Below are 13,206 nucleotides of genomic sequence, written 5' to 3' on the forward strand. Positions count from 1 at the left end.
ATTACACTGCCGCTTTACTGCTATTGATTGAAGGTGCTTATGTCTGAACCTTTCCAGCGTCAGCCGCTGCCTCTGCCGGGCGGCCATAAAAAAGTCCTGCTGCACTCCTGTTGCGCACCCTGCTCGGGTGAGGTGATGGAAGCGATGCTGGCATCCGGCATTGAATACACGATCTATTTCTACAACCCGAATATTCATCCGCTCAAAGAGTATGAGCTGCGTAAAGAGGAGAATATTCGCTTTGCCGAAAAATTTGGTGTGCCGTTTATTGATGCGGACTATGACCGGGATAACTGGTTTGAGCGGGCGCGCGGCCTGGAGTGGTCACCGGAACGGGGTGAACGCTGCACCATGTGCTTTGATATGCGCTTTGAACGTACGGCACTCTATGCCCATGAGAACGGCTTTCCGGTGATGACCAGTTGCCTGGGTATTTCGCGCTGGAAAGATATGAAGCAGATTAACAGCTGCGGAGTCCGCGCAGCGGCGGCGTATCCGGATCTGATGTACTGGGATTTTAACTGGCGTAAAGGTGGTGGGTCGTCGCGCATGATTGAAATCAGCAAGCGCGAGAGTTTCTATCAGCAGGAATATTGTGGCTGTGTCTATTCACTGCGCGACACCAATCGTCATCGCGTCACCCAGGGACGTGAGCGTATTAAGATTGGTGTGCAATATTATCAGCCGGATGAATCCTGATTAACCTGGATCGCGGAAAGCGTCTGCCGGCGCATATCTGCGCGCTGAGCGCGTAACAGGCCGGACTGTTACGCCACAGCTCTGCTTTATGCTTTCCGCCCGACCGTAACTGCACAACGCACAGGGATCATCAACGTCGTCCAGCTGCTGCTTTGCCTCGTCCTTCATCAGACGTTTACGGCAGACGCTCGGCGTGCAACCCATAATCTGCTTAAAAGATCGGGTAAAAGATTGCTGGCTTTCAAAATGGTATTTCAGCGCCAGGCTGATGATGGGCGTGCGGCTGTTTTTTAAATCATGAACACTGGCGTTAAGCTTTTTCTTACGAATATATCGCGCCAGGGTTTCATTATGATAACGGGCAAAAAGTTTCTGTAAATACCACTTAGAGTAACCCGCCTTTTCTGCAATATCATCAACGCTTAAACGCTGGTCCAGATTATTATTAATCCACTCAGTGATAGAGACGATCACGCTTTCGTTATATTTATTTTCGTTCATAGAACCCCCTGTTTGATTTAAGAAGATTCTAAAATATTTATCTTAATGTGCTTATTCTTTGCGTAAAGATTTTTCAGGATTTTAATCGTTATCTCTGAAGATATTCATTTGAGGGGGTGTTATTAATAAAAAAGATGAATTGTGATTAATCTGTTGGTAATTGTAGGTGAATGAATAAGTGGTTCCGCGGGACAATAATCAAAATGAGCCGTGAGTCCGCAGCCAGACTCACGGTTTACCTTGCCGGAATCTCTGTAATCACGGCTATAGCACGGCACATCAATAGATTTTTGGCTGCGACATGCCAGGCTTACGGCTCACCTTTAACCTGGAGAACCCCCCGGATGAGCCCGACATACGCGCTGAAAAAACCGCTTGCCGCCTTGCTCACCTCGCTGGCGTTATTTGCTCATGCACCGGCCAGTGCCGCTGGTGTGTATGGCGAACAGCTGGAAGGATTTCAATACCCCTATCCGTTGCAGCATTTTGATTTTAAATCCCAGCAGCAGCCGCTGAGTATGGGCTATATGGATGTGAAACCGGCGCAACGGGCCAACGGCGAAACCGTGGTGCTGATGCACGGTAAAAACTTCTGTGGCGCGACCTGGGAAGAGACCATTCGCGCACTCAGTCAGCAGGGATATCGCGTTATCGCGCCCGACCAGATTGGCTTCTGCAGCTCCACTAAGCCAGCCAGTTACCAGTACAGTTTTCAGCAGCTGGCAGATAACACCCATCAGCTGCTCGCCCGGCTGGGTGTGAAGAAGGCGGTGATTATGGGTCACTCCACTGGCGGAATGCTGGCAACACGTTATGCGCTGATGTACCCGGAACAGACGCAGAAGCTGGTGCTGGTTAACCCGATCGGGCTGGAGGACTGGAAAGCCAAAGGCGCACCGTGGCGATCCGTGGATCAGTGGTATCAGCGCGAACTCAAACTCAGCGCAGAGGGCATTAAGAAGTATGAGCAGCAGACCTACTATGTCGGTCGCTGGAAACCCGAATATGACAAGTGGGTTGATATGCTGGCCGGACTCAACAGCGGGCCAGGCCACCAGAAGGTGGCGTGGAACTCCGCCTTAATCTACGACATGATCTTCACGCAGCCCGTATTTTATGAATTCGGCGATCTGAAAGTGCCCACCACGCTGATGATCGGCACCTCAGACACGACTGCCATCGGCAGTGATATCGCCCCGGCAGAGGTGAAAGCCCGGCTGGGTGATTACGCGGTACTGGGGAAAGAGGTCGCAAAACGCATTCCGGGGGCGCGCTTAATCGAATTCCCCGGTATGGGACACGCGCCGCAAATGGAAGAGCCGGCAAAATTTAACCAGACGCTGCTCGACGATCTGGCGCGTCCCTGAACCGTCAGGCGCTGCGGCGCCTGACCTTAGATCGCCACGCGTTTCTGCTTTTTACTGAGGTACATCTGCTCATCGCTGTCGTGCAGCAACTGCTCCAGCGATTGCGGATGCGCCGCGTCAAACTCCACGACGCCGGACGAGAATTGCAGGCGGTAACGGCGGTTCAGACTGACTGATTGCTGTTGCAGATAACGGTCAAACTGCAGGAGCAGCGCTTCGCTCTGCTGCTGCTGCAGACCATTAAACAGCACCACAAACTCATCGCCACCCAGACGGGCAAACAGATCCGAATGCTTAAACACCACTTTCATCGCATCGGCAAAGTCCATCAGCGCCCGGTCGCCTTCGCGGTGGCCCAGCGTGTCATTAATCTGCTTAAATTTGTCGAGATCGAGAAAGGTCAGGCAGGCAGGCCGGTTTTTCAGCCGGCACTCGTTCAGCACCATCTGTCCCAGCGTCATAAAGCCGCGACGATTGGTGATCTGCGTCAGTTCATCACAGGTGGCAGTCTGAAAGGCGACCAGTTCCGCTTCGGCCATGGCGGCCAGGTCGCGCATCGTGGCCTGATCCTCTTCATTAAACTGACGCGGTTCACGACCAATGATACAGAGGGTACCCATTTTAGCGCCGCCCGGTGCCCGCAGCGGACAGCCGGCATAAAAGCGGATATGCGGTTCGCCGGTAACCAGCGGATTATCATAAAAACGTTCATCTTCTGCGGCATCTTCAACGATCATGATCTCATCCTGCAGGATGGCATGACCGCAAAAGGAGATGTCGCGGGGCGATCCTGCGGGTTCATAGCCCTGAGCGGATTTAAACCACTGATGGTCAGCTTCCAGCAGGCTGACTAACGCGATAGGAACGTCATACAGGCGGCGCGCCAGACGGGTTAAACGATCAAATCGTTCTTCCGCTGGTGTGTTCATTATGTTCAGCGCACGCAACTGCGATAAACGTTGTGCCTCGTCGGCAGCGATTTCAGGTGCTTTCATCACAGAGCCCTTTATTTTTTTAGCTCAAGCCAGGTTCTGGTGTTTGCCTTACGGCGAAGAAGAAGAGCGTGACATAGCCATCACGCTCTTTATAAGGAGGGGATCAGAGCACTTTTTGTTCGGCGAGATCAAGGGCGAAATAGCTGAAAATCAGGTCTGCACCGGCGCGTTTAATCGCACCCAGGCTTTCCAGCACCACATTGCGTTCATCAATGGCACCGGCCTGAGCGGCGAATTTGATCATCGCGTATTCACCACTCACCTGATAAGCCGCCAGCGGCAATTCGGTACGTTCACGGATATCGCGCAGGATATCCAGATAAGCACCTGCCGGTTTCACCATCAGTGAATCCGCGCCCTGCGCCGCGTCGAGCAGCGATTCACGGATCGCTTCACGGCGGTTCATCGGGTTCATCTGGTAGGTTTTACGGTCGCCTTTCAGCGCCGTTCCGGCCGCTTCACGGAACGGGCCGTAAAACGAGGAGGCGAATTTGGTGGAGTAGGACATGATGGCGGTCTGAGTGAAGCCCGCCGCGTCCAGTGCCCGGCGAATCGCCTCAACCTGACCATCCATCGCCGCTGACGGGGCGATGAAATCCGCACCGGCTGCGGCGGCAACGACGGCCTGCTTACCCAGGTTTTCCAGGGTTGCATCGTTATCGACGCCGTGATCACACAACACGCCACAGTGGCCGTGGCTGGTGTATTCACAGAAGCAGGTGTCAGACATCACGATCATTTCTGGCACGGTATCTTTGCAGATGCGGGACATACGTGCCACCAGACCGTTCTCGTTCCAGGCATCGCTGCCGGTGGCATCGGTATGGTGCGAAATACCGAAGGTCATCACCGAGCGGATACCCGCTTTGGCGATGCGCTCAATTTCATAGGCGAGACGTTTTTCCGGAATACGCATCACGCCAGGCATCGCCTGAATCGCTTTGTAATCGTCGACTTCTTCTTCAACAAAGATGGGCAGAGCCAGATCGTTCAGGCTCAGTGAGGACTCCTGGAACATTTCACGCATTGAGGCGCTGGCGCGCAATCTTCTTGGGCGCTGGATAAGGGAATAATCAGACATTTTCATTCTTACGCAGGTGAAAAAAGTGACAACAGTTTACTCCCTTTGCCCGCGAGGGATGAAGGTTTGTGTGCGGTCAGGAGAGGGGAAAAGAACTCTCCCGCCGGGCGGCGGGAGAGCAGAACGATTACTCGTTGATATCCGGATGCTGTTGCACCAGGTTTTTACGTTTCGCTTCCAGACGGGAGATCTCTTCGTCGATATCTTCGATTTTGTGCTCGATGTTATCGTGATGTTCCTGCAGGATTTCGCGCGCTTCTTCCATATCAGAAGCCGCCGGTGTCGCGCCTTTCAGGGGCTTATTGGCAGTTTCTTTCATGTACAGACCGGTAATCAGACCAATCACTGCCACCACCATCAGATAGTAGGCTGGCATGTAGAGGTTATTGGTCGTTTCTACCAGCCAGGCAGCCAGCGTTGGCGTCAGACCGGCAACCAGTACCGAGATGTTAAACGCACTCGCCAGCGCACTGTAGCGGATGTGCGTCGGGAACATCGCAGGCAGTGAAGAGGCCATCACGCCAGTAAAGGCGTTGAGGATCACTGCCAGCAGCAGCAGACCACCAAAAATCAGTCCGAGTACGCCACTGTTGATCATCATAAAGGCAGGAATCGCGAAGATCATCAGGGCGATACTGCCGATGATGACAAACGGACGACGGCCGAAACGGTCACTCATCATGCCGATCATTGGCTGGACAAACAGCATACCGATCATGATGGCGATGATAATCATCACACCGTGGTCTTCGCTGTAGTGCAGGTTATGTGACAGGTAGCTCGGCATGTACGTCAGCAACATGTAGTAGGTGACGTTAGTGGCGATAACCAGACCGACACAGGAGAGCAGGCTGCGCCAGTGTTTGGTCGCAATCTCTTTAAACGATACCTGTGGACCATCCTGCAGGCCTTCGCGGTCGCCCTGTTCCAGTTTGTCCACGTGCTGCTGGAATGCCGGGGTCTCTTCCAGCGCATGACGCAGGTAAAGACCGATAATTCCCAGCGGCAGCGCGACGAAGAACGGCAGACGCCAGCCCCACTCAAGGAAACTCTCTTCTCCGATAATGGAGGAAATCAGCACCACCAGGCCCGCACCGAGCACGAAGCCCGCAATCGAACCAAAGTCGAGCCAGCTTCCCATAAAGCCGCGTTTACGGTCAGGCGAATATTCGGCCACAAAGATTGAGGCACCGGTATATTCACCGCCCACCGAGAAGCCCTGAGCCATCTTCGCTAACAGCAGCAGAATAGGAGCCCAGATGCCGATGGAGGCGTAGGACGGTATCAGGCCGATACAGAAAGTACTGACCGACATGATGATGATGGTGATGGAGAGGATTTTCTGACGACCATATTTGTCGCCCAGCATACCGAAGAACAGTCCACCCAGCGGGCGAATCAGGAAAGGAACAGAGAAAGTGGCGAGCGCCGCTATCATCTGAACGCCCGGCGAAACGTCCGGGAAAAAGACCTTACCCAGCGCATAGGCCACAAAGCCATAAACACCGAAGTCGAACCACTCCATCGCGTTGCCCAGAGAGGCCGCGGTGATGGCTTTACGTAAACGGGTATCATCGATGATAGTCACATCATCGATCCCAATTGGTTTTACACGCTTCCTACGCAATTTCATAGAATTACCCTGTATTGGAACACGAAAGTCCTCAACGGCGCGAGCCGGGTGTGAGTCGTTCAGACCGCTGCGTTGAGAAATTTAAGCATAGCCGTAAATAAGCACTGTTTATGCGCCGGCAGACACAATAATTACTGTTGTGATTATTGCGAACAGCGACAGAGTATACCGTTTTTGTGTGATATCTGTCATGTTTGGGCTACATCCGGCCTGTTTTTACAACAAATAGAGCTGTTTGCAACCGCAGAAAAATTATCACTGAGCGTGACGACCGCCGTTTTTTTCAGCAAAACAGGGTCAAAGAGAGGGAAGTTACGGGCCATGCTGGCACCGGAAGCGGTTATCCGCTTTGCATCACAGGGCGGAGAGCAGAAAGATGAGTGAATGTTGCTCGACTGGCGGTTCAGCTGCAATCTGCTCTGGTTCAGACGTCGGGTTCCTGCCGGGTCTGAAGAGCCAGCTCCCGCTCAATCGGCTGTTCGCCCCGATCGGTCAGCCAGGCAACCAGCGCCGTGTTGTCCATCGGGCGGGCATAATAATAGCCCTGGATAAAGACCACGCCGCGCCGTTGCAGATAGCTGAACTGTAACGCGGTCTCAACGCCTTCTCCCAGCACTTCCAGCTCAAGCTCATGGCTGAGCTGGATAATGGCGTCCAGCACCGGCGTTCTGCCTTCCAGAGATTCAATCGCGTTGATAAAGCCGCGATCGATTTTCAGATAATCTATCGTGAAGGTCTGTAAATAGCTCAGCGAACAGTGACCGGTCCCAAAATCATCAATCGCGACCTTCATTCCGCAACCACGTAACTGCTCCAGCTTGCGAGCCACCTCAGCGCCATCTTTGATCAGGCTGCGTTCGGTCAGCTCCAGGGTAATCAGGAACTGCTTATCTTTGATCCGTTCGGCAAACTGCAGCATATCGTCGACAAAGTCAGGATGCTGCAGATGATCCGCCGCCACGTTAATGGCCAGGTGGAAATGGGGCTCAACCTGCCACGCCTGCACATCCTCTGCAATTAAATCGAGCAGATGGCGGGTCAGCGGCACAATCATGCCTTCCGCTTCTGCTGCGCCGATAAAAATATCTGGCCGCACGCCTTTACCGTCGGGCGTTGTCCAGCGCAGCAGGGCTTCAGCGCCGCTGCAGCGTTGCAGCCGGTTATCGTAGACCGGCTGATAGTGCGCCCTGAACTGGCCGCTGGTGATGGCCCGGCGAATCTCATCGCGCCATGAAATACGCCGTTTCAGCCAGTTCGCCATCAGCATCATCAGCAGAATAGAGAAGATAGCGGCCATCGGCATGATGATAAACATCACCTGACGCCAGGCCGAGATCAGTTCAGAGGGTGAGGCAATGAGGGTGACAGAGAGCGGATAGCGATGGGAGATAGCCTGATAAATCATGGGTTCAAACCAGCTGGACGCGGCGATGTGCGGATCGCCAAACGAGATCGGCGCGCCGCCGCTGAACGTCATGCTGAAATGATAGAGATGGCTGCTGCTGATCGCGCGCATAAAATCGATCAGATACTGGCCATCAATCACTGCCCAGAATCCCTCGCCATCGGGCAAATCGCGCATAAAAATCACGGCCGGACGATTCGGTACGCCCGTTGTTCCGGCAATGGACAGACTCCACCAGGCTTTTCCGGTAACCGGCGCGTCGCGCATGATCATCTCTTTCAGCAGGCCTGGGCGTGAACCATACACCGATGAGCAGGCGATGTGATCCTGCTCCATTTTACCGATCGCACGAAAATAGGGGTTTAGCGAGCCAATGCGCTGCAACTGGTTTTCAATCTGGCTGCAGGGCTGATGATGAAACTGGCGCAGCACGGTAATCATATCCCAGGCGCTGTCGCTCATTCTCTCAGCCTGAGATAACAGCGTATTCGCCGCGGTGACCTGCTGCTGATGCACGGTGTGGCGCGCATCCAGGGCGGTGAAAAAAATGCCAATAATCAGAGGCAGCACGCCGGAAATAATAATCACCAGCCTGGCGTAGTCGCGTTTTCGTTTCAGTAGCGGCACCGCTGAATCCTCTGAGTATTATTGGTGTTATGCGGAGGTGCTGATCAGTGGCGCAGCATAGCATCTCTCCGGGCGGTGCAGATTAGCGTTTTTGCGATCAGGAGAACTGACTAAGGTCAATTATCGACCAGACATTGCATTTTTTGACAGATTGTTTGGTTTTCGTTGCGATGCAGCAAAACAATCAGGTGAAAACGGGAGGCAGGCAGGGCAAAAGGCCGATCCGCCGCAGTGGCCAGGAGAGACCCTGGCCCGTCACAGGGCGGGCGCAGGGCAGGACGTTTTATTTAATCGGCAAAATAGATCTGTTTCAGCGCTACTTCAACGCCGCGCAGTTCGGCAAGGCCTTTCAGGCGGCCAATGGCGGAATAACCGGGATTGGTGCGCTTATGCAGGTCGTCCAGCATCTGATGGCCGTGATCGGGACGCATGGGAATCGCCCGCAGGTTGCCCGCCCGACGGCGGCGCTGCTCTTCCGCCAGAATAACCTTGATCACGCTGACCATATCGACGTCGCCCGCCAGATGCGCCGCTTCATGGAAGCTGGCCGGGTTTGCCTCGCGTTTCGTGGCGCGCAGATGGATAAAGTTAATGCGGTCGGCATAGGTTTCCGCCATCTCAACCAGCGCGTTGTCGGCACGCACGCCATAGGAGCCGGTACAGAAACAGAAACCGTTGTGCAGGCTGTCCACGGTTTCTTTCAGCCACTGCATATCTTCCTGGGTAGAAATAATGCGCGGCAGGCCCAGAATAGGACGTGGTGGGTCATCCGGATGCACCGCCAGTTTAACGCCCGTTTCCTCCGCAACCGGCACGATGGCGCGCAGGAAGGTGGCCATATGCTCGCGCAGTTTCGCTTTGTCGATGCCGTCATACTGCGTCAGCTGCGCCTGAAACTGCTCCAGGGTGTAACCCTCTTCGGCGCCTGGCAGACCGGCGATAATATTGCGCACCAGGGTGCTTTTCTCTTCTGCGCTCATGGCGGCAAAGCGCTGAGCGGCGGCCTGCTGCTCGGCAGCGCTGTAATCCTGCTCCGCCCCCGGACGCTGCAACAGATAAAGCTCGAAGGCCGCGAAAGCGTCGGCGTCGAAGCGCAGCGCTTTTGCGCCATCCGGCAGCGTCCAGGCGAGGTCGGTTCTGGTCCAGTCCAGCACCGGCATGAAGTTGTAGCAGACGGTATCAATGCCGCAGGCGGCCAGATTGCGTATCGACTGCTGATAATTGGCGATATAGCGAAGGTAGTCACCACGCTGGGTTTTAATCGCCTCATGGACCGGGATGCTCTCTACCACCGACCAGACCAGACCTTTTTCCGCCAGCAGTGCCTGACGCGCTTTAATCTCCTCAACCGGCCATACCTCGCCGTTAGGGATATGGTGCAGCGCCGTCACAATGCCGGTCGCGCCCGCCTGACGCGCATCATCCAGTGAGACCGGGTCGTTGGGGCCGTACCATCGCCATGTATGTTCCATTTTTACTCCTCAACTGTGATGTGGCCCAGTGGTCAGGCCGCTGGACCAAGAGTATGATAGTGGAAAAAACAGGGCCGTGATCCGGATCGCAGCATGACAAACTGCATCGGTGAAGAGATCGCTTTTACGTGCAATCAGAGGAGAGGGTGATGACGCTGCCAGTAATAAAAACCGAGCGCCTGTACCGTCAGATCGCCAACGTCATCATGGCCGGTATCACGCGCGGTGACTTTGTGGCAGGTGGGTTGCTGCCACCGGAGCGTGAGCTGGCAAAACAGCTGGGTGTCAGTCGTTCATCAGTGCGTGAAGCATTGATTGCGCTGGAGATGACCGGCTGGGTCGATATCCGCACGGGCAACGGCGTTTACGTCGCCCAGCCGCTGCCGCAAGCCGTGGTTCCGCACGAGAGCGAAACCTGCAGTCTGCAGGATCTGTTGCAGGCGCGTGAAGCCTTTGAAGGGATGCTGGCAGGATTTGCCGCACGTAACGGCACCACCGTTCAGCGTGCAGCACTGCTGGCGCTGACCGCTGAACTGCAGCAGTACAATGAAAACGACGCGGCCTTTCTGGAGCAGGACAAGCGCTTCCATCTGCTGATCAGTGAGATGAGCGGCAATGATGTATTACGTGACCTGCTGGAGCAGTTATGGAACCGGCGCCACAGCCCGCATGTGCAGCGACTGGAGCGCCATTATGCCGATAACAGCTTCGCGCAGGAGATGAACGCTGACCATCAGCAGATCGCCAATGCGATTGTGGCGGGCGATGAAGCAGCAGCCCGTCAGGCGATGGAGAGCCATCTCCAGCACGTGCAGCAGCGGCTACTTGGTTAATGCCCGCGCCCGCTTAGGTCGTCCGGTGCCCAGCATAATCGCCAGACGGCTGCCGCCTGGCGTGGTCTCCATCAGAATTTTAGTAATGCTGGTGAGCGGCACCGAGAGCAGCATGCCGACCGGACCGAGCAGCCAGCCCCAGAACACCAGCGACAGAAACACCACCAGTGTCGATAAGCCAAGACCGCGCCCCATCAGGCGCGGCTCCAGCATATTGCCAAACACCATATGAATCGCGGTAAACAGCGCCGCCACCATCGCGGCATCAAACAGGCTGTTCAGTAACAACGCCTGCAGGAAGGGCGGGATACCAGCGATAATCGGGCCGATATTGGGAATAAAGTTGAGGATAAACGCCACGACACCCCATAACAGCGCAAACTTCACATCCAGCAGATAGAGACTCAGCCAGACCGCGATGCCGGTTATCAGACTCACCAGGGTTTTCAGCGCCAGATAGTGCGTGACGCCTTTCAGCGCTTTATGCAGTCCGGCGATGCGAATTTTCGGATTCACCAGCGCGTTGCGCATTTTATAGGGCAGGTGATGGACCTCAAACAGCATAAAGACCACGGTCAGCACCAGCAGCACGGTATTGGTCATCGCGCCGGAAAAGCCGCTCAGCGCCACGGTAGCCAGGTTCATCATGGTATTAGGATCGAAACGCTGTACCAGCGCATCGGTTGAAATATTGAGATGAAAGCCCGCCGCCAGATGTTGCAGCACCGTCATTTTCTGCTCCATGGTGGCACGCAGTTGCGGATAGAGATCGGAAAACTCACTCATTGAGCTGGCAATAATGGCACCCAGCAGCACGAGAGCGCAGAAGATTACCGTGATCACCAGCCCAATCGCCAGTCCACGGCGGAAGCCACGACGCATCAGCATCGTCACCAGTGGATTAAGCACAATGGCAAAGAACGCCGCCAGCAGAAGCGGGACCAGAATGTCTGACGCTGCCCGAACCCCGGCGAGGATAATGACCAGCATCGCCAGTTTTATCAGAATATTTTGTCCGATCTTTTCCCGTTGCAGCTCGCTCATTCTTTCTCTCGTAACGTAAATTGGCTGTTGAAAGTGTAGCTGAAACAAAATTAACAATCTGATTTATCAGAGAAACGGTAAAGCGCGGTGGCAGGTGGATGATGTAATCAGCGCCACAGAACTCAGCTATCGCGGCAGAGCAGCAACTCCCCATTGTGCCGGTTTTTACCCGGCTTTCTGCTGCACGTCCGGGCAGGGGCAGCCGCCCGATAACCGTGTCATTAAGAGGCACCAGTGGTGAAAGCGGGTATAGTTAAAGGATAAACCTTATCATTCAGCCAAATACGAGCGCGAGGACTCATGCCTGAACAGCCTGCAGCGGAACCGAACACCCCATCCGGAAACCTGAACATCTCTCTGCTGATCCTCTCTATCGTGGCCTACAACTTTGCCAGCTATCTCACTATCGGTCTGCCGCTGGCGGTATTGCCAGGATGGGTGCATGACCAGCTGGGCTTCAGCGCATTCTGGGCGGGCCTGGTGATCAGCCTGCAATATGTGGCGACGCTGCTGAGCCGCCCACACGCCGGACGCTATGCCGATCTCTGGGGGCCAAAGAAAGTGGTGGTGACCGGCCTGGTGGGCTGTCTGATCAGCGGGTTGTGTATTTTGCTGGCGGCGCTCATCGAATCACCGCTGTTAAGCCTGACGCTGCTCTGCGTGGGCCGCTTGATTCTGGGCGTGGGCCAGAGTTTTACCGGCACCGGCACCTCGTTGTGGGGTGTGGCGCGGGTGGGTTCGCTTCACATTGGCCGGGTCATCTCCTGGAACGGCATCGTCACTTATGGCGCGATGGCGATTGGCGCGCCGCTCGGCGTGGTGATATTCCGGGCGGGTGGCCTGCTGTGGCTGTCGCTGGTCATTGTTGCTATCTGCGTGGTGGGCATCGTCTGCGCGGTGCCGCGTCCGGCCGTAAAAGCCAGCCGGGCCAGACCCCTGCCGTTTCGTGCGGTGCTGGGGAAAATCGCCGGTTTTGGTGCGATTCTGGCGATGGGTTCGGCGGGTTTCGGTGTCATCGCCACCTTTATTACCCTGTTCTATCAGGATAAAGGCTGGGAAGGGGCCGCCTTTGCGCTCTCCCTGTTCAGCGGCGCTTTCGTCGGCGCGCGCCTGCTGTTCCCGAATGCGATTAACCGCCACGGCGGTCTGCGGGTCGCCAGCATCTGCCTGGCGGTTGAAGCCGCCGGACTGTTTCTGGTGGCCGTAGCGGGTGATCCCTGGATGGCAAAAGCAGGCGCATTTCTGACCGGTGCCGGGTTCTCGCTGGTATTCCCGGCGCTGGGCGTGGTTGCGGTAAAAGTGGTGCCGCAGCAGAATCAGGGCAGCGCGCTGGCGACCTACACCGCCTTTATGGATCTGTCGCTGGGGATAACCGGGCCACTTGCCGGATTCATCATGACTTATGCGGGTGTCTCACGCGTCTACCTGCTCACGGCGCTGCTGGTCTGCGTCGCTTTTTTCTGCACGCTGCGCATGCAGCGGCGTCAGGCGGTGTTGCCGGCAGCAGACGATTCTTCAGGATAAAAAAATGGCCCAGCAGCGGGCCAGA

General features: G+C 55.4%; 11 protein-coding genes. 4 read left to right on the forward strand and 7 right to left on the reverse strand.

Going from position 1 to position 13,206, the window contains the following annotated elements; genetic code table 11:
* Window positions 1–39: 39 nt before the first annotated feature.
* Window positions 40–699 (forward strand): epoxyqueuosine reductase QueH, encoded by a 660-nt coding sequence (locus OK409_RS15340; protein ID WP_010253376.1) that lies wholly within the window; start codon window positions 40–42, stop codon window positions 697–699.
* Here the strand turns inward: OK409_RS15340 and OK409_RS15345 are convergent, their stop codons facing one another.
* Window positions 700–1,200, reverse strand: a complete 501-nt coding sequence (locus tag OK409_RS15345) for a helix-turn-helix domain-containing protein (protein WP_264367198.1) — start codon at window positions 1,198–1,200, stop codon at window positions 700–702. It lies immediately after the preceding gene.
* A gap of 344 nt (window positions 1,201–1,544) precedes the next feature.
* Between OK409_RS15345 and OK409_RS15350 the strand changes: the two genes are divergently transcribed.
* A complete protein-coding gene (locus OK409_RS15350; RefSeq protein WP_033785699.1) occupies window positions 1,545–2,567 on the forward strand; it encodes an alpha/beta fold hydrolase in 1,023 nt (340 codons plus the stop codon).
* A 26-nt stretch (window positions 2,568–2,593) separates the two neighbouring features.
* Here OK409_RS15350 and OK409_RS15355 read toward each other — a convergent pair whose 3' ends face one another.
* From OK409_RS15355 to uxuA, 5 genes are all read right to left on the reverse strand, one after another.
* A complete protein-coding gene (locus OK409_RS15355; RefSeq protein ID WP_010253370.1) occupies window positions 2,594–3,562 on the reverse strand; it encodes a sensor domain-containing diguanylate cyclase in 969 nt (322 codons plus the stop codon).
* A gap of 103 nt (window positions 3,563–3,665) precedes the next feature.
* Window positions 3,666–4,643, reverse strand: a complete 978-nt coding sequence (hemB, locus tag OK409_RS15360) for a porphobilinogen synthase (RefSeq protein ID WP_010671515.1) — start codon at window positions 4,641–4,643, stop codon at window positions 3,666–3,668.
* 127 nt (window positions 4,644–4,770) lie between these two features.
* The gene (gene proP, locus OK409_RS15365) at window positions 4,771–6,276 is read right to left on the reverse strand and encodes a glycine betaine/L-proline transporter ProP (protein ID WP_010253365.1); all 1,506 of its coding nucleotides are present in this window, start codon (window positions 6,274–6,276) and stop codon (window positions 4,771–4,773) included.
* A gap of 424 nt (window positions 6,277–6,700) precedes the next feature.
* A complete protein-coding gene (locus OK409_RS15370; protein WP_182500872.1) occupies window positions 6,701–8,308 on the reverse strand; it encodes an EAL domain-containing protein in 1,608 nt (535 codons plus the stop codon).
* A 287-nt stretch (window positions 8,309–8,595) separates the two neighbouring features.
* Window positions 8,596–9,780: a mannonate dehydratase gene (gene uxuA / locus OK409_RS15375; RefSeq protein ID WP_022624002.1), complete on the reverse strand. Its 1,185-nt coding sequence runs from the start codon at window positions 9,778–9,780 to the stop codon at window positions 8,596–8,598.
* Window positions 9,781–9,929: 149 nt separating this feature from the next.
* On the opposite strand from uxuA, the gene OK409_RS15380 reads away from it, so the two are divergent.
* Window positions 9,930–10,613 carry a FadR/GntR family transcriptional regulator gene (locus OK409_RS15380; protein WP_033780958.1) on the forward strand — a complete coding sequence of 228 codons (684 nt, stop codon included), beginning with the start codon at window positions 9,930–9,932 and terminating at the stop codon, window positions 10,611–10,613.
* Here OK409_RS15380 and OK409_RS15385 read toward each other — a convergent pair.
* A complete protein-coding gene (locus tag OK409_RS15385) occupies window positions 10,602–11,657 on the reverse strand; it encodes an AI-2E family transporter (protein ID WP_010253354.1) in 1,056 nt (351 codons plus the stop codon). The genes OK409_RS15380 and OK409_RS15385 overlap by 12 nt on opposite strands.
* A 300-nt stretch (window positions 11,658–11,957) precedes the next feature.
* On the opposite strand from OK409_RS15385, the gene OK409_RS15390 reads away from it, so the two are divergent.
* Entirely contained in the window at window positions 11,958–13,181 is a 1,224-nt protein-coding gene (locus OK409_RS15390; RefSeq protein ID WP_264367199.1) for an MFS transporter, read from the forward strand.
* The last annotated feature ends 25 nt before the right edge of the window (window positions 13,182–13,206 follow it).

Source organism: Pantoea sp. RG18 (assembly GCF_025910075.1).
Lineage (GTDB): Bacteria > Pseudomonadota > Gammaproteobacteria > Enterobacterales > Enterobacteriaceae > Pantoea > Pantoea agglomerans.